This is a genomic window from Caballeronia calidae (assembly GCF_900044055.2).
Taxonomy (GTDB): Bacteria; Pseudomonadota; Gammaproteobacteria; order Burkholderiales; family Burkholderiaceae; genus Caballeronia; species Caballeronia calidae.
In genome coordinates this window covers 259,838-278,504 of the sequence record NZ_FCOX02000001.1, presented here as the reverse complement: position 1 = coordinate 278,504, position 18,667 = coordinate 259,838, and the positions used below count along the sequence as shown (strand labels likewise).

At 64.4% G+C, this 18,667-nt stretch carries 19 protein-coding genes; 15 read left to right on the top strand and 4 right to left on the bottom strand.

All coding sequences use genetic code 11. The annotated features are described in order from the left end of the window. The first annotated feature begins 137 nt into the window (after positions 1–137). Together metK and AWB78_RS01350 are read left to right on the top strand one after the other, a co-directional pair. Positions 138–1,325: a methionine adenosyltransferase gene (metK, locus tag AWB78_RS01355; RefSeq protein ID WP_062601542.1), complete on the top strand. Its 1,188-nt coding sequence runs from the start codon at positions 138–140 to the stop codon at positions 1,323–1,325. Positions 1,326–1,450: 125 nt separating this feature from the next. Next, entirely contained in the window at positions 1,451–2,566 is a 1,116-nt protein-coding gene (locus AWB78_RS01350) for an alkene reductase (RefSeq protein WP_062601541.1), read from the top strand. Positions 2,567–2,571: 5 nt separating this feature from the next. On the opposite strand, the gene AWB78_RS01345 is transcribed toward AWB78_RS01350, so the two are convergent. Further along, on the bottom strand, positions 2,572–2,922 hold the full coding sequence (locus AWB78_RS01345) for a hypothetical protein (protein ID WP_198399184.1): 351 nt from the start codon (positions 2,920–2,922) through the stop codon (positions 2,572–2,574). A gap of 317 nt (positions 2,923–3,239) precedes the next feature. On the opposite strand from AWB78_RS01345, the gene AWB78_RS01340 reads away from it, so the two are divergent. Then, the gene (locus AWB78_RS01340; protein ID WP_062601540.1) at positions 3,240–4,016 is read left to right on the top strand and encodes a phytanoyl-CoA dioxygenase family protein; all 777 of its coding nucleotides are present in this window, start codon (positions 3,240–3,242) and stop codon (positions 4,014–4,016) included. Between the two features lie 4 nt (positions 4,017–4,020). On the opposite strand, the gene AWB78_RS01335 is transcribed toward AWB78_RS01340, so the two are convergent. Next, positions 4,021–4,224, bottom strand: coding sequence for a DUF3185 family protein (locus AWB78_RS01335; protein ID WP_062601539.1), 204 nt, complete (start codon positions 4,222–4,224; stop codon positions 4,021–4,023). Positions 4,225–4,283: 59 nt separating this feature from the next. Beyond that, positions 4,284–5,081 (bottom strand): mechanosensitive ion channel family protein, encoded by a 798-nt coding sequence (locus tag AWB78_RS01330; RefSeq protein ID WP_232477584.1) that lies wholly within the window; start codon positions 5,079–5,081, stop codon positions 4,284–4,286. A 204-nt stretch (positions 5,082–5,285) separates the two neighbouring features. Here AWB78_RS01330 and mgrA point away from each other — a divergent pair, with 204 nt between their 5' ends. Beyond that, positions 5,286–6,329, top strand: coding sequence for an L-glyceraldehyde 3-phosphate reductase (mgrA, locus tag AWB78_RS01325; RefSeq protein ID WP_062601537.1), 1,044 nt, complete (start codon positions 5,286–5,288; stop codon positions 6,327–6,329). Positions 6,330–6,524: 195 nt separating this feature from the next. On the opposite strand, the gene AWB78_RS47480 is transcribed toward mgrA, so the two are convergent. Continuing rightward, positions 6,525–6,731, bottom strand: coding sequence for a hypothetical protein (locus AWB78_RS47480; RefSeq protein WP_198399183.1), 207 nt, complete (start codon positions 6,729–6,731; stop codon positions 6,525–6,527). A 70-nt stretch (positions 6,732–6,801) separates the two neighbouring features. On the opposite strand from AWB78_RS47480, the gene AWB78_RS01320 reads away from it, so the two are divergent. The 11 genes from AWB78_RS01320 to AWB78_RS01270 all read left to right on the top strand — a co-directional run bounded on the left by AWB78_RS01320 (position 6,802) and on the right by AWB78_RS01270 (position 18,651). Then, positions 6,802–7,572 (top strand): ferredoxin--NADP reductase, encoded by a 771-nt coding sequence (locus AWB78_RS01320; RefSeq protein WP_062601536.1) that lies wholly within the window; start codon positions 6,802–6,804, stop codon positions 7,570–7,572. A gap of 343 nt (positions 7,573–7,915) precedes the next feature. Continuing rightward, positions 7,916–8,779, top strand: a complete 864-nt coding sequence (locus AWB78_RS01315; RefSeq protein ID WP_062601535.1) for a sensor histidine kinase — start codon at positions 7,916–7,918, stop codon at positions 8,777–8,779. 8 nt (positions 8,780–8,787) lie between these two features. Beyond that, positions 8,788–9,444, top strand: coding sequence for a response regulator transcription factor RqpR (gene rqpR / locus AWB78_RS01310; protein ID WP_062601534.1), 657 nt, complete (start codon positions 8,788–8,790; stop codon positions 9,442–9,444). Positions 9,445–9,607: 163 nt separating this feature from the next. Continuing rightward, on the top strand, positions 9,608–11,065 hold the full coding sequence (bcaP, locus tag AWB78_RS01305) for a branched-chain amino acid transporter BcaP (protein ID WP_062601533.1): 1,458 nt from the start codon (positions 9,608–9,610) through the stop codon (positions 11,063–11,065). A 225-nt stretch (positions 11,066–11,290) separates the two neighbouring features. Further along, positions 11,291–11,767 (top strand): (2Fe-2S)-binding protein, encoded by a 477-nt coding sequence (locus AWB78_RS01300; protein WP_062601532.1) that lies wholly within the window; start codon positions 11,291–11,293, stop codon positions 11,765–11,767. A gap of 54 nt (positions 11,768–11,821) precedes the next feature. Then, positions 11,822–14,203 carry a xanthine dehydrogenase family protein molybdopterin-binding subunit gene (locus AWB78_RS01295; protein WP_062601531.1) on the top strand — a complete coding sequence of 794 codons (2,382 nt, stop codon included), beginning with the start codon at positions 11,822–11,824 and terminating at the stop codon, positions 14,201–14,203. Positions 14,204–14,218: 15 nt separating this feature from the next. Then, positions 14,219–15,025 carry an FAD binding domain-containing protein gene (locus AWB78_RS01290; RefSeq protein ID WP_062601530.1) on the top strand — a complete coding sequence of 269 codons (807 nt, stop codon included), beginning with the start codon at positions 14,219–14,221 and terminating at the stop codon, positions 15,023–15,025. Further along, positions 15,025–15,918, top strand: coding sequence for an AAA family ATPase (locus AWB78_RS01285; protein ID WP_062601529.1), 894 nt, complete (start codon positions 15,025–15,027; stop codon positions 15,916–15,918). Before AWB78_RS01290 ends, AWB78_RS01285 begins: the two co-directional genes overlap by 1 nt. Beyond that, entirely contained in the window at positions 15,915–17,108 is a 1,194-nt protein-coding gene (locus tag AWB78_RS01280; protein ID WP_374729439.1) for a vWA domain-containing protein, read from the top strand. Before AWB78_RS01285 ends, AWB78_RS01280 begins: the two co-directional genes overlap by 4 nt. After that, positions 17,099–17,659, top strand: a complete 561-nt coding sequence (locus tag AWB78_RS01275; protein ID WP_062601527.1) for an SRPBCC family protein — start codon at positions 17,099–17,101, stop codon at positions 17,657–17,659. Before AWB78_RS01280 ends, AWB78_RS01275 begins: the two co-directional genes overlap by 10 nt. Next, positions 17,632–18,651, top strand: coding sequence for an XdhC family protein (locus tag AWB78_RS01270; protein ID WP_062601526.1), 1,020 nt, complete (start codon positions 17,632–17,634; stop codon positions 18,649–18,651). The genes AWB78_RS01275 and AWB78_RS01270 overlap by 28 nt, the downstream gene beginning before the upstream one ends. Positions 18,652–18,667: the final 16 nt, after the last annotated feature.

Here is an 18,667-nt window from a genome sequence, read left to right as displayed (position 1 = left end):
CGGGGCGAAGCAGCCGAGTCTTCAGGTGGTATCGAAGGCGCCGGTCTGGAAATAGATATCCGCTAAAGCGTCGCCGCTTCAGACTCCAAAGAAGTCGGCTACGTGAATAACAACCGTAACCAACTGGAGTCTGAAGCGTGTCAAACGATTACCTCTTTACTTCCGAATCCGTTTCCGAAGGCCACCCGGACAAGGTCGCCGATCAAGTCTCCGACGCCATCCTCGACGCCATCCTGTCGCAGGACAAATATTCGCGCGTCGCAGCGGAAACGCTCTGCAACACCGGTCTCGTCGTCCTCGCGGGCGAAATCACGACCACCGCCAACGTCGATTACATCCAGGTCGCGCGCGACACCATCAAGCGCATCGGCTATGACAACACCGACTTCGGCATCGACTATCGCGGCTGCGCGGTGCTCGTCGCTTACGACAAGCAATCGCCGGATATCGCGCAAGGCGTGAACAAGGCGCATGACGACAACCTCGATCAAGGCGCCGGCGACCAGGGCCTGATGTTCGGCTACGCGTGCGACGAAACGCCCGAACTGATGCCGCTGCCGATCCACCTCTCGCACCGTCTCGTCGAGCGTCAGGCGAACCTGCGCCGCGACGGCCGTCTGCCCTGGCTGCGCCCGGACGCGAAGTCGCAAGTCACCGTGCGCTATGTCGACGGCAAGGCGCACTCCATCGACACCGTCGTGCTCTCGACGCAGCACGCGCCGGACATCGACCTGCCGCAACTGCGCGAAGCGGTGATCGAAGAAGTCATCAAGCCGACGCTGCCGAAGGATCTCATCAAGGGCGACATCAAGTTCCTGGTGAACCCGACGGGCCGTTTCGTCATCGGCGGTCCGCAGGGCGACTGCGGTCTGACGGGCCGCAAGATCATCGTCGATACGTACGGCGGCGCGGCTCCGCACGGCGGCGGCGCGTTCTCGGGCAAGGACCCGTCGAAGGTCGACCGCTCGGCGGCGTATGCAGGCCGTTATGTCGCGAAGAACATCGTCGCGGCCGGTCTGGCATCGCGCGCGCTGATTCAGGTTTCGTACGCGATCGGCGTCGCGCGCCCGACTTCCGTGATGGTCAACACGTTCGGCACGGGCCGCGTGTCGGATGCCGAAATCACGAAGCTCGTGCTCGAGCACTTCGATCTGCGTCCGAAGGGCATCATCCAGATGCTCGACCTGCTGCGCCCGATCTACGAGAAAACCGCGGCATACGGCCACTTCGGCCGCGAAGAGCCGGAGTTCTCGTGGGAAGCCACGGACAAGGCGCTCGTGCTCGCCGAAGCGGCCGGCACGGAACCGGTCGCCAGCGTGGCGTAACGCCATCGGCTGAGCGGGTAGCACAAGAACCGGCAAGCATCGCGCTTGCCGGTTTTTTTATGCGCGCGTGCGGCGCGATTTTTGCATGATCGTCAGGCGATACAACCATCGCCGACCGAACCGCCATGCCGTACGACACGCTTCTTTCTCCAGTCACGATCGGCAATCTCGCCATGCCGAATCGCGTCGTGATGGCGCCGCTCACGCGCAACCGCGCGTCGCAGCCCGGCGACGTGCCATCCGAAATGAACGCGCATTACTACGCGCAACGCGCGAGCGCGGGACTCATCGTCACCGAGGCGACGCAGATCTCGCGTCAAGGTCAGGGCTACTTCGCGACGCCGGGCATCTATTCGGATGCGCAGGAAGCCGGATGGAAGGCCGTCGTGGGCGCGGTTCACGCGCGGCATGGGCGCATCGCGACGCAGTTGTGGCATGTCGGGCGCGTGTCGCACCGGTTGCTTCAGGAGGGCGGTGCGCCACCCGTCGCGCCTTCCGCGATCCGCGCGCGCGACACGCAGGTTTTCGTGAAGCACGACGACGGCTCCTTCGCGATGACCGATGCCGACGATCCACGCGCGCTCGAAACCCGCGAGCTGCCGGGTATCGTGCTGCAGTTCCTCGATGCCGCGCATCGCGCGATGCGTGCCGGCTTCGACATGATCGAGGTGCACGCGGCCAACGGCTATCTGCTGCATCAATTCATGGCGACGGGCACGAACCATCGCACCGATGACTATGGCGGCGACATCGGGAACCGCGTGCGGCTCGTCGTCGATGTGCTCGAGGCGGTGGCGGGCGTGATGGGCGCGAATCGCGTCGGCATTCGCATTTCGCCGAACTTCACGGGCTTCGACCTGCGGGACGACGAAGGCGAGGCGTCATCACTTCATCTGGCGCGGGAGTCGAGGCGCATCGGTGTCGCGTATCTGCATGTGGCGGAGGGCGACTGGGCTGGCGGCGCGCCGCTTTCCGATGGCTATCGCCGTGCGCTGCGCGAGGCTTACCACGGCGCGATCATCGTCTGCGGCGAATACACGGCGGAGGAGGCGAATGCACGCGTCGAGCGCGGCGACGCCGATGCCGTGGCGTTCGGGCGCGCGTATATCGCGAATCCTGATCTGGTCGAGCGCTTCAGGGCGGACGCGCCGCTCAACGAGGCCGATGAGGCGACGTTCTACGGCGGCGGCGAAAAGGGCTACACGGACTATCCGACGCTCGACGAGGCGAAACGCGAGTGAGCCGTTCAGCGCGCGGCGAACGCGTACCAGCCCGCGCTGCTCGTCGACAGCCGGCGCGGACGACGGCTCGTGTGCGCGACGGCTTTCGGCTTCGGCGCGGGCGCGCGCAACTGTACCGGACGGCGCAACAGGGCACGCAGCGACACGCGGCGCGATGCCGCACGCACGCGCAGATTGAAGAAGAAACCGCGGAACCACGACCGGATGCCGTCGACCGGATGCACGTTCTTCAGTTGCTCGGTGAGCAACTGCGTGCGGGTGGAGTGATGGCGCAACGCGCGGATCATGCCGCGCCGGGCAGGACGCGCCGCGCGCGAGGCGACGCGCGTAAGGCCGATAGCGATTCGGTGGTTCATGTCAGCGGAGGGAGGTCGATTGCGTGGAAGCAGACTCGACGATAGTCGTCTCAAAAATAGCGATCAAGAATTCGATTCAACTCCATTCGGCAAGTTGCACCGAATCGATGTGGCTCAATGTACAGGACCTCTATTACCCGGGTAAGTACGCGTTTTCCCTGCCGATTTATGAAGCGGCTGCTGATAAAAATCACGCGATGCATTGCGGCACGGGCCTTCCGGTGCGACGGGATTTACAATCGCCGTATTCGCCCCAATTCCGGATATAGCGTCGACGGCATGTATCGAATCGAAAGCCGCTGGATGCAAGAACTGAAATGTCTGATCAAAACTTGCTGAAGTCGAAGAAAGAACAGGTACACGAGCTGCGCCAAAAGGGCTACGTGATCGTCAAAGGACTCGTATCGAAAGAACGATGCGATGCCATGCGCGCAGTGGCGCGCCAGCAATTGGCGGAAGCCGCCGCGCCCGTCGAGTTCGAGGCGGACCTGAAATATCCCGGCGCGCCGGATTCGAAGGACGCGCCCGGCGGACACACCGTGCGCCGCCTGCTCGATGCCTACGTGCGCCATCCGCTCTTCGCCGAGTTCGCGGCCTCGCCCGAAGTGCGCGGCTGGATGGAGCTGTATTTCGGCGAAACGCCGTATCTGTCGCGCGCGCATCACAACTGCATGATGACCAAGCACCCCGCGTACGGCAGCCTCACCGGCTGGCATCGCGATGTGCGCTACTGGGCGTTCGAGCGCGACGACCTCGTTTCCGCATGGGTCGCGCTCGGCAATGAGACCGTCGATAACGGCGCGCTCTGGTTCGTGCCGACGTCGCACAAGCTGCCGTTCACGTCGGATCACTTCGACGACGCGAAATTCTTCCGCTCCGATCTGCCGGAAAACGCCGCGCTGATCCGCACGGCGGTGTCGCCCGAACTGGAACCGGGCGATGTCGTTTTCTTCCATTGCAACACGCTGCATTCGGCGGGCAAGAATCTCACCGATCAGGTGAAGTTCTCGCTCGTCTTCACGTATCGCGGCGCGAGCAACGCACCGCTGCCCGGTACGCGCTCGGCGTCGAAGCCGGAAGTGCCGCTCGTCTGACGCGTCAGCGCTTCGACGGCATCGCGAGGCCGATCAGCCCCGCGAGCGATGCGACGATCCCGCCCGCGATCAGCCAGATGGTCTTGTTCGTGGGCGAGCCGGTGAAGAAGCGCGAGACGTCGTTGGAGAGCGAATGGAACGACTGGCCGCCGAAGTACAGCAGCACGACGCCGCCGACAAGCAGCGCAACGGAAATCGCTCGGGTCATATCGTGTTCTCGTCTCGAAAAGGCGCGTCAGCATATTCGGTCTGCGCCGGCGCGTCCAGTCAGGCGACTTCCACTTCGCGCGTCAGCGGCTGGATCTTGCGCAGCAGATCGGCCTGCACGTTCTGATGATCGCTTCTGCTGACCCAGGCGCCGAGGTTGAACTTCACGCCGGTGTCGGTGTAATCGGTCACCGCGACCCACGGCGCCGACGGCCCGTCCTGCACGATGCGCGGATCTTCGCTCGTCAGCCTGCGCAGCTCCGTGAGCACGTGTTCGACCCGAAGACCGTGCTGCGCCTGAAAATTGATGACCACTTTGCGGCGCTCGTTCGCGCTGTAATTGGTGATGGCGTTCGCCCAGATCAGGCTGTTCGGCACGTACATGATGATGCCGTCGGCTTTCGTCAGGCGCGTCGTGAAAAGTCCGATCTCGTTCACGGTGCCGGCCGTCGTGCCGACGCCTTCGATGTAATCGCCCACGCGAAACGGCCGCAACAGCAGCAGCATCAGACCGGCCGCGATGTTCTGCAGCGTGCCCTGCAGCGCCAGACCGATGGCGAGGCCGGCGGCGCCGAGCACGGTCAGGATGCTGGCCGCGGCGATGCCGAATTTGCCGAGCGCCGCGACGATCGCAACGACGCGGATCGCCCACATCGCGAGGCTGGCGAGCACCGGCGTGAGCGTGGCGTCGACATTGGTGCGGCTGAGCGTGCGACGCAGCGCGTTCGCGACGGCGTTCGAAATCCACCAGCCGACCGCGAGAATCAGAATCGCCAGCAGCATGTCGATGCCATACGTCACGGCGATGGCGGCGAAAGAGTCGTAGGCGGGTCGGAGTTTGTCGATCGGGTCCATCATTCAGATTCCTTCATGCGAAATGTGCATTGGTCCGCATTTGCGCTGGTTCGTTCCCCTTACGGACGTTCGGACGGTTCCGGATATCGGGACGGCGGTGCGGGCTGTGCGCGCTTCGCCCCGATTGGCTAACATTGACGCCCGCTGCGGCATCCGGTCCGTCTGCCGCGGTTTGTTCAATCCGCAATTCCCCAGAGGAAATCCGTCATGGCCTACGAAGCAGCGTCAGAGCGATACACGCAGATGCAATACCGCACCTGCGGCAAGAGCGGCTTGAAGCTGCCGGCCTTGTCGCTGGGTTTGTGGCACAACTTCGGCGATTCCACGCCGATCTCCACGCAACGCGACATCCTGCGCACCGCGTTCGATCTCGGTATCACTCATTTCGATCTCGCGAACAATTACGGCCCGCCGTACGGCAGCGCGGAGACGAATTTCGGCCGCATCTTCAAGGATGATTTCCGGCCGTATCGCGATGAATTGCTGATCTCGTCGAAAGCCGGCTGGGACATGTGGCCCGGACCGTACGGCCAGGGCGGCGGTTCGCGCAAGTACGTGCTCGCGAGCCTCGACCAGAGTCTGAAGCGCATGGGCCTGGATTACGTCGATATTTTCTACTCGCATCGCTTCGACGCCGACACGCCGCTCGAGGAAACCGCCGGCGCGCTCGCGACGGCCGTGCATTCGGGCAAGGCGCTCTATGTGGGCATCTCTTCGTACTCGGCGGCCAAGACGCGCGAAATGGCGAAACTGCTCGCCGAGCACAAGGTGCCGCTGCTGATCCATCAGCCGTCGTACAACATGCTGAACCGCTGGATCGAGACGGACCTGCTCGATACGCTCGACGATATCGGCGCGGGCAGTATCGCGTTCACGCCGCTCGCGCAAGGCCTTCTCACGAGCAAGTACCTCAATGGCGTGCCGCAGGACGCGCGCGTGAACAAGCCCGGCGGCGGCTCGCTCAAGCAGGAGCATCTGAGCGACGCGAATCTCGCGCACGTGCGCAAGCTCAACGAACTCGCGCAGAAGCGCGGCCAGAGCCTCGCGCAGATGGCGCTCGCGTGGGCGCTGCGCGGTGGGCGCGTGACCTCGGTGCTGATCGGCGCGAGCCGCGCGGAGCAGGTTGCGGAGAACGTCGGCGCGCTGAAGAACCTCGATTTCACGAAGGAAGAACTCGCGGAAATCGATCAGCACGCGCAGGAAGGCGGCATCAATCTGTGGGAAAAGCCGTCCACGGATCAGCGCATCTGACGCGCGCGAACCCGACGCCAGAAGGGTATTTTGGGATAAGCGCGGCATCCGTTGCTATCATTCGGGCTCGGCGGCTTTTCGTTTCGCGATTCCGATCGCAGGCTGCCGGGAACGCGTTTCTTCCGCACGCACGTTCGCTCAGGAGGCAGACGTGCGCGCCTTCGCCGCTGTTTCGTCGTGCGGACCGCGCAACGACTATCGGGTTAAAATAGCCGATTGCGCCGGGTTGTCTTGCGACTGCCTCGTTGCGGCGCGAAGTTCACGCAAGGCGCGGCGTGAAACGCTGCCTTCGAATCGCGGGTCTTCGATCACATCGGCGGCCGTCATCGTTCGATCGTCCTGTTCGCGCAGCACAGCGCCCTCGCAGCGCGCAGTTTTTTCGGCGCCGGCCCGGCGTGGCATCGGCCGCAGTTCCGCCGTGAGCGTCAGAGCGTCACCGCTTTCGCACAGTTAGAGCACAGTTCAAGAAGCCATGAGCAACCTTAATTCTCAAACCGTTCTGAGCGTCCATCACTGGACCGACACGCTTTTCAGTTTCACCTGCACGCGCGACGCCTCGTTCCGCTTCGAAAACGGCCAGTTCACGATGGTGGGCCTCGAAGTCGACGGCAAGCCGCTCCTGCGCGCCTATAGCCTCGCGAGCGCGAACTACGAAGAGCATCTCGAATTCCTGAGCATCAAGGTTCCCGACGGCCCGCTCACGTCGCGCCTGCAGCACCTGAAGGTCGGCGATTCCGTGCTGATCGGCAAGAAGCCGACGGGCACGCTCGTCGCCGATAACCTGTTGCCCGGCAAGACGCTGTGGCTCCTCTCGACCGGCACGGGCCTCGCGCCTTTCATGTCGATCATCAAGGACCCGGAAGTGTACGACCGCTACGAGAAGATCGTGCTGACGCATACCTGCCGTTTCGTCGACGAACTCGCGTACAAGGACTTCATCACGGAGCACCTGCCGGCGCACGAGCACCTCGGTGAGATCGTCTCCGAGAAACTCGTGTACTACCCGACCGTCACGCGCGAGGAATTCGCGAATCGCGGCCGCATCACCGATCTGATCGAGACGAAGAAGCTGTTCGCCGATTTGTCGGTCGAGCCGTTCTCGATCGAAAACGACCGCGTCATGCTTTGCGGCAGCCCGCATATGCTGCGCGACACCCGCGAATTGCTCGACTCGATGGGCTTCCAGGAAGGCAGCAACAACCATCCTGGTCACTACGTCGTGGAAAAGGCGTTCGTCGGCTAAAGCTGCAAGGCGTCGCGTTCGCAGAGACCGGAGCTTCGCGCTCCGGTTTTTTTTCGCCTTGCCGATACGTCAGCGCGCGCGGCCTTGTTACAAATTGGGCGGCATCAGTAGGTATTTTTCCTACGGATTATGCGCAGCAAACTTGGCAAACGACATGAAGTTCGTCCGTTCCGGCCTTGTCAGACATCGATTCATAATATTTTTGGGATATGATTCAGCCACGTTGAGGCGGTGGCGCGACCGGCGTGGTCCGTCATCGATGTTACAGAGTGTAAATTCAGTTACGCCGCTCGTGGGTGTGCCGAGGACGTAGCTCCAGTTGCGCTCAAAACGAGGACAGTGAATGAACCCGTCGGCCACAATCACGCTCGATGAGAGCACGGTTCGCCGCGCCCCGCTGCGCGGGGTGCCGTCACCGGCGCCGGAATGCTCCGGCGCGTCGTTTGCCTCGCCCTATTCCGCGCTGATCGACGCCAAGCTCAAGGGCGATCGGCAAATCCAGCGTCTCACCGCCCGCGTCCAGGAACTCGCCGCGCTGCTCGCCGCCGCGGAAGAACGCGCGCGCCAGGCGCTCGCGCAGGATCTCCACGATGAAACCGGCGCTGCGCTCACGGTCGCCAATCTCGCCCTCGCTCGCGCCGAACACTGGCTCGCCGCCGATGCGCCCGCCGCGCTCGGCGACGCGCTGTATCAGGCGCGCGCCGCGCTCGCCGATGTCTGCGAGACGAGTCACCGGATCGTCGAGGGATTGCAGACGCCGACGTTCGACGCCAATTTCGCCGCCATGCTCGCCGACTGGATCGCGAGTTTCGGCGCGCGCACCGCGATCGCCGTCGATTTCGCCTGTCCGGGCGATGCGCGTCTGGACCGTCTGTCGCACGACATGTCGCTCGCCATTTTTCGCGTGATGCAGGAAGCGCTCGGCAACGTCGCGCGTCATGCGCGCGCCACGCGCGCAAGCGTGACGCTCTCGCTCGACGCACACGGCGTGATGCTGACCGTCGAAGACGATGGCGTCGGCATCAGCGCGGCGGCGCGTCGCAAGAGCGGACGTTTCGGGTTGTCGGGCATGCGGGCGCGTTGCGAAGCGCTCGGCGGCAGTTTGCGTGTCGCCGGCGCGAAACCCGACGGCACCTGCGTGCGCGCGCGTCTGCCATGGACGGCGGCGCGTCCCGGGCTGTTCGCGCTCAGCGTGGTCAACGCCTGAGGCCGCCCGTGACGCTCAAGGTCCTGCTCGCCGACGATCACGCCATCGTGCGCCGAGGCGTCGCGCAATTGCTGCTGGAACGCGGTGTCGCGTCGCACGTATCGGAGGCCGAAACCGGCATGCAAGCGCTCGCCCTGGCCGCGCGCAGTCCGTTCGACGTCGCGATGCTCGATATCTCGTTGCCCGACGTCAACGGCATCGACCTGCTGAAGCGCATGAAGCGCGAGAGCCCGCGCCTGCCCGTGCTCATGTTCTCGATGTATCGCGAGGATCAATACGCGGTGCGTGCGCTCAAGGCGGGCGCGTCGGGCTATCTGTCGAAGACGGTGGATCCGGCGCTCATGATCGGCGCGATCCAGCAGGTCGCCGCGGGCCGCAAGTACGTGAGTCCGGAAATGGCGGAAGCGCTGGCGACCTACGTCTCGCTCGACACCGACCGCATGCCGCACGAAAAGCTGTCGGACCGCGAATATCAGACGCTTTGCATGCTGGCGTCGGGCAAGCGTCTGACGGATATCGCCCACGCTTTATCTCTTTCAGTTAAAACGGTGAGCGTTTATCGCGCGCGGTTGTTGGAAAAGATGAAGCTCGCCAACAACGCCGAGCTTACGTTCTACGTGATGAGCAACCGTCTCGTCGACATGAACCCGGCGATCGCCGGCTAGCTATTTATCTCGTGCAAGATAAATTGCGGGGAAGAGAAAAGTAACAATTCGCCGCAATAATGCGCCGCCTGCCCGAATCATGGGCAATCTCTGAGTCTCCGATAAAATGTCGGGTTTTCCCGTAGCAGGGGTGCCTGCGTGCACCAGAAGGAGACTCACCGCAATGTCGTTGTTCCGTAAGAAAAACATCGAGCACATGCTGGCCGGCGCGCACAGCACGTCGCTCAAGAAGACGCTCGGCGCCCTCGATCTGACCTTTCTCGGCATCGGGGCCATCATCGGCACGGGGATTTTCGTGCTGACCGGAACCGGCGCCGTGCAGGCCGGCCCGGCGCTCATGGTGTCGTTCATCGTCGCGGCGATCGCGTGCTGCTTCGCCGCCCTCGCCTATGCCGAGTTCTCGTCGACGATTCCCGTCGCCGGCTCCATCTACACCTATTCGTATGCGACGCTCGGCGAGCTCGCCGCGTGGATCATCGGCTGGGACCTGATGCTCGAATACGGGCTCGCGACGTCCGCCGTGTCGGTCGGATGGTCGGGCTATCTGCAGTCGCTGCTGGCCGGCTTCGGCATCTCGCTGCCGACCGCGCTCACCGCCGCGCCCGGCGCCCTGCCCGGCCATGCCACCTTGTTCAACCTGCCCGCGTTCCTCGTGATGATGGCGATCACGGCGCTGCTCTCGGTCGGCATCAAGGAGTCGACGCGCGTGAACAACGTCATGGTCGCGATCAAGGTGACCGTCGTGGCGCTCGTGATCGCGGTCGGCGTGTTCCACGTCAAGCCGGCGAACTGGACGCCCTTCATGCCGAACGGCTGGTCCGGCGTGTTCGGCGCGGCGGCCGTGATGTTCTTCGCGTTCATCGGCTTCGATTCGGTGTCGTCGGCGGCGGAGGAAGTGAAGAATCCGAAGCGCGATCTGCCCATCGGCATCATCTCGTCGCTCGCGGTGTGCGCGGTGCTGTACGTGGCGGTCGCGGCGGTCGTGACGGGCATCGTGCCGTCGGCGCAGTTCGCGAACAATCCGCATCCGGTTTCGTTCGCGCTGCAGGTCGCGGGACAGAACTGGGTCGCGGGCTTCATCGATCTCGGCGCGGTGCTCGGCATGCTCACCGTGATCCTCGTGATGAGCTACGGCCAGACGCGCATCATCTATGCGATGTCGCGCGACGGCCTCTTGCCCGCGCGGCTCTCGAAGGTGCATCCGCGTTTCGCGACGCCCTTCTTCACGACCTGGCTCGTCGGCATCTTCTTCGGATTGATCGGCGCGCTCGTGCCGCTCAACGTGCTCGCCGAGCTCATCAACATCGGTACGCTCGCCGCTTTCTCGATGGTCTCCATCGCCGTGCTGATCCTGCGCCGCACGCATCCGGATCTGCCGCGCGCGTTCCGCTGCCCGGGCGTGCCGGTCGTGCCGGTTCTCGCGGTGGCGTCGTGCCTCTTCCTGATGATCAATCTTCAGGCGATGACGTGGATCGCGTTCGCGGTGTGGCTCGTGATCGGCCTTGCGATCTACTTCATGTACTCGCGCCGCCATTCGGTGCTCGGCCGCGCGCCTCTCGAAGCGCCGCGTGCCGCTGCATCGGCGGGCAAGGCGAAGAAGCGCGAAACCGAGACGCACTGAGCGCCATGACGTTCCATGCAAAGCGCCGCCCGAGAGGCGGCGCTTTGCATTTGCGGCCGCGCAGCCGCAGTTTGGGACGGACGTTCGAGCGGATAGCGACGCCCGCCGATTTGTGTTTTACTCGTCGCTAAATACACATAACACCAATTCCGGCTGAACGCTCACGGCGGCAGTAGGCAGGTGCAACGGCGTGAAGCTGGTCCGTCCTTGCAAGGAGACAGTGAAATGGCGCTCAGCATCAGTCTGACGGTCAACGGGAAACCCGTGACCGCCACCGTCGAACCGCATCTTCTGCTCGTCCAGTTTCTCCGCGAACAACTCAGGCTCACCGGCACGCACGTCGGCTGCGACACCGCGCAGTGCGGCGCATGCACCGTTCATCTCGACGGACGCGCGATCAAGTCGTGCAACATCCTCGCCGTGCAGGCGGACGGCATGCAAGTGACGACCATCGAAGGCATGGCGAAGGACGGCCAGCTTCATCCGATGCAGGCGGCGTTCAAGGAATGCCACGGCCTGCAATGCGGCTTTTGCACACCGGGCATGGTGATGAGCGCGAGCGCGCTCGCCGCCCAATCGCCGAATCTTTCCGAAGAAGAAGTGCGCGAGCAGCTCGACGGCAACCTGTGCCGCTGCACGGGCTATCACAACATCGTCAAAGCGGTTCTCCAGGGCGCGCAGGCCATGAAAGCCGGCGCCTGACGCCACGCGAATCCTTCCTCGACACGATGAATCGCGCCTACAAAGGAGACCGCGATGAATGCCCCTGAGCAACAGAAAATGATCGGCGCTGGCGTCAAGCGCAAGGAAGACTATCGCTTCCTGACGGGCGCGGGCCAGTACACCGACGACGTCGTCATGCCGCAGCAAAGCTATGGCGTGTTCCTGCGCTCGCCGCACGCGCACGCGAAGATCAGGCGTGTCGATATCGACGCGGCGATGAAGTCGCCCGGCGTGATCGGCATTTTCACAGGCAAGGATCTGGCGGGCGAGAACGTCGGCGGCCTGCCGTGCGGCTGGCTGATCCACAGCATCGATGGCTCGCCGATGCACGAGCCGCCTCATCCCGTCATCGCGCACGACAAGGTGCTGCATGTGGGCGATCAGGTCGCGCTGGTCGTCGCGGAATCGATCAAGGAAGCGAAGGACGCGCTCGAGCTGATCGAGGTCGATTACGACGAGCTGCCGCCCGTGGTCGCGACCGGGACCGCCGCCGATGCCGGCCAGCCGCTCGTGCACGACAGCGTGCCGAACAACGTCTGCTTCAACTGGGGTCACGGCGACAAGGCCAAGACCGACGCAGCGTTCGCGCAGGCCGCGCATGTGACGACGCTCGATATCGTGAATCAGCGCATGGTGCCGAACGCGATCGAGCCGCGCGCCGTGAACGCGAGCTATTCGAAGCATGACGACAGCTATACGGTCTACGTCGCGAATCAGAATCCGCACGTCGAGCGTCTGCTGATGGCGGCGTTCGTGCTGTCGCTGCCGGAATCGAAGCTGCGCGTGATCGCGCCGGATGTGGGCGGCGGCTTCGGCTCGAAGATTTTTCTGTATCCGGAAGATGTCGCGCTGACGTGGGCATCGAAGAAAGTGGGGCGGCCGATCAAGTGGACGGCCGAGCGCTCCGAAGCGTTTCTCTCCGACGCGCACGGCCGCGATCACGTGACCAAGGCCGAACTCGCGCTCGACAAGGATGGCAAGTTCATCGGCATGCGTGTGCATACGACGGCGAACATGGGTGCGTATCTGTCGACGTTCGCATCGTCGATCCCGACCGTGCTCTACGCGACGCTGCTCGCCGGCCAGTACACGACGCCCGCGATCTACGCGGAAGTCAAAGCCGTGTTCACGAATACGGTGCCCGTCGATGCGTATCGCGGCGCGGGCCGCCCGGAAGCGACGTATGTGGTCGAGCGTCTCGTCGAGACGGCGGCGCGCGAGATGAACATCGATCCGGTCGAATTGCGCCGGCGCAACTTCATTCGCGAATTTCCGTATGCGACGCCGGTCGGCCTGACATACGACGTCGGCGATTACGACACGATCCTGAATCGCGCGCTCGAACTCGCGGACGTCGAAGGGTTCAAGAAGCGCCGCGAGGAATCGAAGCAGAACGGCAAGCTGCGTGGCATCGGTTACTCGTGCTACATCGAGGCGTGCGGGCTCGCGCCGTCGAATGTCGCGGGCGCGCTGGGCGCGCGCGCGGGCTTGTTCGAAGCGGGCGAAGTGCGCGTGCATCCGACCGGCTCCGTCACCGTCTTCACCGGCTCGCACAGTCACGGCCAAGGGCACGAAACGACTTTCGCGCAGGTGGTCGCGGACCGGCTCGGCGTCGCGATCGAGAATGTCGAGATCATTCACGGCGATACCGGACGCATTCCGTTCGGCATGGGCACGTACGGCTCGCGTTCGATTTCGGTCGGCGGCTCGGCGATCATGAAAGCGCTCGACAAAGTGGAAGCGAAGGCGAAGAAGATCGCCGCGCATCTGCTCGAAGCGGCGGTGGAAGACATCGAGTTCAAGAACGGCGTGTTTCGCGTCGCGGGCACGGACCGCACGAAGACCTTCGTTGATGTCTCGCTCGCCGCGTATGTGCCGCACAACTTCCCGCTCGATCAGATGGAGCCGGGCCTCAACGAAAACGCGTTCTACGATCCGACCAACTTCACGTATCCGTCGGGCGCGTATGTGTGCGAAGTCGAAGTCGATCAGGACACGGGCGAGACGCGCATCCAGAAGTTCACCGCCGTCGATGACTTCGGCAACGTGATCAATCCGATGATCGTCGAAGGGCAGGTGCATGGCGGGCTGGGGCAGGGCATCGGCCAGGCGATGCTCGAACGCTGCGTCTACGACGACAGCACCGGCCAGTTGCTTTCCGGCTCGTACATGGACTATGCGATGCCGCACGCGATCGACCTGCCGAGCTTCAACGTCGAGACCGCGAAGGGCACGCCGTGCACGCACAATCCGCTCGGCGTGAAGGGCTGCGGCGAAGCGGGCGCGATCGGCTCGCCGCCGGCCGTCATCAACGCGATTCTCGATGCGCTCGCACCGCTCGGCGTGAAGGACTTGCAGATGCCCGCGACGCCGCATCGCGTATGGACCGCGATGCATAACGCCCAACACGCCTGAGCCCCGGAGACCGATATGTACTCATTCGACTATCAACGCCTGGGCGAAGCGAAGGCGGCCGTCGCCGCGCTGTCCGGAAACGACGACGCCAAATTTCTCGCGGGCGGCCAGAGTCTCTTGCCGACGATGCGCCTGCGGCTCGCGCAGCCATCGGTGCTGATCGACGTGACGCGCGTCGCATCGATGAAGAACATCACGCTCGATGGCGACAAGCTCACCATCGGTGGCGCGGCGTGCCATGCGCAGGTCGCATCGAACGCCGATGTGAAGAAGGCGCTGCCGGGACTCGCGGATCTCGCGGGCCGCATCGGCGACATGCAGGTGCGCGAGCGCGGCACGATCGGCGGCTCGCTTGCCAACGACGATCCCGCCGCGTGCTATCCGTCCGCCGTGCTCGCGCTGAACGCGACGGTCGTGACGGACAGAAGGCGTATCGCCGCCGATGACTTCTTCATCGACATGTACACGACCGCGCTCGAACCCGACGAACTGATCACTGCAGTCGAGTTTCCGCTGGCCGAGCGCGCGGGCTACGAGAAGTTTCGCAATCCGGCGTCGCACTTCGCGCTCGTCGGCGTGTTCGTCGCGAAGTTCAAGGACGGCGTGCGCGTCGGCGTGACGGGCGCGGCGTCTTCGGTGTTTCGTCCGGCCGAACTGGAAGCGGCGTTGTCGAAGGACTTTTCGGTGGCATCGGCGCGCAGCGTGAAGATTCTGCCCGACCAGCTCAACGAAGACATGCACGCGAGCGCCGACTATCGCGCGCATCTGATTCCGGTGCTCGCGGGCCGCGCGATCGAGCGCGCGATGTCGTTTCCGGCGTGATGCAGGGCGAGCCCGCTTCCATCGACGAGACGCTCGCGCGCCTGCGCGAGCATCAGTACTTCGCGAACCGCGAGCTCGCGACGGCGCTCTTTCTCGCGCTCAGGATGCAGCGGCCGCTGTTTCTCGAAGGCGAGCCGGGCGTCGGCAAGACGGAGCTCGCGAAGGCGGCGGCGGGCTTGTGCGGCACCACGCTGCTGCGCCTGCAATGCTACGAAGGGCTCGACACGGCGAGCGCGCTGTACGAGTGGGACTATCCGCGGCAGATCATGGCGCTGCGGCTCGCGGAGGCATCGGGCGAAACGCCGTCGAACGATTCTCTGTATCGCGGCGAGTTTCTGCTGAAGCGTCCGCTGCTTCAGGCGCTGCTGCCCGATCCCGTGAATCCCGATGCGCGCCGCGTGTTGCTGATCGACGAAATCGATCGCGCCGATGAGCCGTTCGAAGCGTTCCTGCTCGAACTGCTGTCGGATTTTCAGGTGTCGATTCCCGAGTACGGCACGGTGCGCGCCGCGCGGCCGCCGCTCGTCGTGATGACGTCGAACCGCACGCGCGAAGTGCACGACGCGTTGAAGCGCCGCTGTCTGTATCAGTGGATCGGCTATCCCGAGCGAGACGTTGAACTCGCGATCGTCGCCGCGCGCGCGCCGGAAGCGGGGCAGGCGTTGCAAAAGCGCGCCGTCGCATTCGTGCATGAGCTGCGCACGCTGGATCTGTTCAAGGCGCCGGGCGTCGCGGAAACCATCGACTGGTGCCGCGCCCTCGCGGCGTTGTCGGTGTCGGAGCTCGATCCGCAATCGGTGCAGGACACGCTCGGCGTGCTGCTCAAGTATCAGGACGATCTCGCGCGCATGGACGCCGGCACGCTCGCGCAATGCCTCTCCGCCACGCAATGACGATGGAACCGTTCGCCCGCAACGTCGTGCATTTCGTGAGGCTCCTGCGTGGCGCGGGCCTCGGCATGTCGCCGGCGCATGCGGTCGATGCGCTCGACGCGCTGCGCTTCATCGATCTGGATCGCCGCGACGATGTGCGCGCGACGCTCGCATGTCTGCTCGTCCACGCGAGCGACGAACGCGAGATTTTCGACGCCGCGTTCGATCTCTTCTGGCGCGATCCCGATTGGGAAGGCAAGCTGCGCGCGCTGCTTCTGCCGAAAGTGAAGAGCGGGATGCCGCCGCCGAAGCGCAACAACCGTCTCGCCGATGCGCTGGCGACGCGCGCCGCGGCTGCATCGAAAGCGCCGGTTCCGGAATCGAAGCCCGAGGAAGCGCACGCGCGCATCACGTTCAGTTCGCAGGAACGGCTGAGCCATCGCGACTTCGATACGCTCACCGCCGACGAATGGCGCACGCTGCGGCATCAGATTCGCGCGCATCGGCTGCCGCTCGCGACCGAGCCGACGCGCAGGCTGAAGGCGGCATCGCGCGGCACGCACGCCGATCTGAAGGCGAGTGCGCGCCATGCCGTGCGTTCGGGCGGCGACTGGACCGTGTGGAAATATCGCGCGGCGGTGGAGCGCAGACCGCCGCTCGTCTTGCTGCTCGATATCTCCGGCTCGATGAGCGCGTATTCGCGCGCCGTGCTCTACTTTTGCCATGCGCTTCTGCAGTCGCGCGAGCGCTTGCAGGTGTTTCTCTTCGGCACGCGTCTCACGAATGCGACGCGCGCATTGCGCGAACGCGATCCCGATGTCGCCATCGCCGCGCTCGGACAGAATGTCGCCGACTGGTCGGGCGGCACGCGCATCGGAGCGGCGCTCGCGGAGTTCAATCGACGCTGGGCGCGTCGCGTGCTTGCAGGACGTGCGACGGTGCTGCTCGTCACCGATGGCCTCGACCACGAAGCCATCGACGTGCTCGATGCCGAGATGCAAAGACTCAGGCGCTTCGCGCATCGGCTGGTGTGGCTCAATCCACTGTTGCGCTTCGCCGATTTCACCCCGCGCGCGCGAGGCGTGCGCGCGATCCTGCCGCACGTCGATGCGATGCTCGCGGCGCATAACCTCGACAGCCTCGGCGCTGTCGGACGCGAACTCGCGGCCTTGTCGAAACACACGCCCATTGGAGACACGCGATGGAACTGACCGAAACACACACGCTGCCGGTGCCGCAGGAGCGCGCGTGGGAAGCGCTCAACGACACATCGATCCTGAAAGTCTGCATCCCCGGCTGCGACAGCATCGACGCCGACGGCGAGAATGCCTACAACGTCGCGATGACGGCGGCGGTCGGTCCGGTGAAGGCGCGCTTCAAGGGCAGAATGGAGCTCACGAATATCGACGCGCCGCACACGTACACGATCGTGTTCGAAGGGCAGGGCGGCGCGGCCGGCTTCAGCAAGGGCACCGCGACGGTGAACCTCGAGCCCGGCGACGAAGCCGACACGACGAAGCTCACGTACAGCGCGAACGCGCAGGTGGGCGGCAAGCTGGCGCAGATCGGCTCGCGGCTCGTCGACGGCGCGGCGCGCAAGATTGCGGGAGAATTCTTCAAGCGATTCGGCGCCCAGCTTCAGGGCGGGCAGGAATCACAGGATGCAGCCGCCGTCGATGAAAACGGTAACGACGGCGATAGCGGCGGCGAAGGGCAGCAGAAAGGAAAGAAATCATGGACAGCGTGGATCTCGAAGTCCTGAAGAACAGCGCGCGATGGCTCGAACAGGGGCATCGCGTATTGCTCGTGACGGTGGTGAAGACGTGGGGCTCGTCGCCGAGGCCGGAGGGCGCGATGCTCGCCGTGCGCGACGATGGCCACGTCGCCGGCTCGGTGTCGGGCGGTTGCATCGAGGACGATCTGATCGACCGCGTGCGGCAGCGGGGCATCGAGCAGACGAAGCCGGAAGCGGTGAAGTACGGCATCAGCGCGGAAGAGGCACATCGGTTCGGCTTGCCGTGCGGCGGCACGATCCAGCTCGTGCTGGAGCCTTTGACGATGACGAGCGGCATCGCGGAACTATGCGCGGCGGTGGAAAGCGGGCGGCTCGTCGCGCGCACGCTCGACATGGCGACGGGCGAAGCGCGCCTCGAACCCGCGCAAGCGACGGACGGCGTGCACTTCGACGACGCGCGGCTGCTCACGATTCACGGCCCGCGCTATCGGATGCTGGTGATCGGCGCGGGGCAGTTGTCGCGGTATCTGTGCAGCATCGCGGTCGGGCTCGACTATCAGGTGACCGTGTGCGATCCGCGCGAGGAATACACGGAAGAGTGGGACGTGCCGGGCACGACGATCGTGCGCACCATGCCCGACGACACTGTCATGGACATGAAGCTCGACGAGCGCTGCGCGGTGATCGCGCTCACGCACGATCCGAAGCTCGACGATCTCGCGCTGATGGAAGCGTTGAAGACGCCGGCGTTCTATGTCGGCGCGCTCGGGTCGCGGCGCAATAACGCGGCGCGCCGCGAGCGTCTGAAGGAATTCGATCTGAACGAGGCCGAGCTCGCGCGGTTGCATGGGCCGGTGGGCATCTATATCGGCAGCAGGACGCCCCCGGAGATCGCCGTGTCGATTCTCGCCGAAGTGACGGCGGCGAAGAACGGGGTGTCGCTGCCTGAATTGCTGCAGGTCGAAGGGGCGAAGGCGGCGAGAGAGATCGCCGGGAAAGGCGAAGTCTGCGGCGTCTGAGCGCACCGGACTCATT

Coding starts and splice junctions, on each gene's coding strand:
- AWB78_RS01350 (WP_062601541.1), top strand. CDS start 1,451: ATGCCGTACGACACGCTTCTTTCTCCAGTCACGATCGGCAATCTCGCC.
- AWB78_RS01345 (WP_198399184.1), bottom strand. CDS start 2,922: ATGAACCACCGAATCGCTATCGGCCTTACGCGCGTCGCCTCGCGCGCG.
- AWB78_RS01340 (WP_062601540.1), top strand. CDS start 3,240: ATGTCTGATCAAAACTTGCTGAAGTCGAAGAAAGAACAGGTACACGAG.
- AWB78_RS01335 (WP_062601539.1), bottom strand. CDS start 4,224: ATGACCCGAGCGATTTCCGTTGCGCTGCTTGTCGGCGGCGTCGTGCTG.
- AWB78_RS01330 (WP_232477584.1), bottom strand. CDS start 5,081: ATGATGGACCCGATCGACAAACTCCGACCCGCCTACGACTCTTTCGCC.
- mgrA (WP_062601537.1), top strand. CDS start 5,286: ATGGCCTACGAAGCAGCGTCAGAGCGATACACGCAGATGCAATACCGC.
- AWB78_RS47480 (WP_198399183.1), bottom strand. CDS start 6,731: ATGCCACGCCGGGCCGGCGCCGAAAAAACTGCGCGCTGCGAGGGCGCT.
- AWB78_RS01320 (WP_062601536.1), top strand. CDS start 6,802: ATGAGCAACCTTAATTCTCAAACCGTTCTGAGCGTCCATCACTGGACC.
- AWB78_RS01315 (WP_062601535.1), top strand. CDS start 7,916: ATGAACCCGTCGGCCACAATCACGCTCGATGAGAGCACGGTTCGCCGC.
- bcaP (WP_062601533.1), top strand. CDS start 9,608: ATGTCGTTGTTCCGTAAGAAAAACATCGAGCACATGCTGGCCGGCGCG.
- AWB78_RS01300 (WP_062601532.1), top strand. CDS start 11,291: ATGGCGCTCAGCATCAGTCTGACGGTCAACGGGAAACCCGTGACCGCC.
- AWB78_RS01295 (WP_062601531.1), top strand. CDS start 11,822: ATGAATGCCCCTGAGCAACAGAAAATGATCGGCGCTGGCGTCAAGCGC.
- AWB78_RS01290 (WP_062601530.1), top strand. CDS start 14,219: ATGTACTCATTCGACTATCAACGCCTGGGCGAAGCGAAGGCGGCCGTC.
- AWB78_RS01285 (WP_062601529.1), top strand. CDS start 15,025: ATGCAGGGCGAGCCCGCTTCCATCGACGAGACGCTCGCGCGCCTGCGC.
- AWB78_RS01280 (WP_374729439.1), top strand. CDS start 15,915: ATGACGATGGAACCGTTCGCCCGCAACGTCGTGCATTTCGTGAGGCTC.
- AWB78_RS01275 (WP_062601527.1), top strand. CDS start 17,099: ATGGAACTGACCGAAACACACACGCTGCCGGTGCCGCAGGAGCGCGCG.
- AWB78_RS01270 (WP_062601526.1), top strand. CDS start 17,632: ATGGACAGCGTGGATCTCGAAGTCCTGAAGAACAGCGCGCGATGGCTC.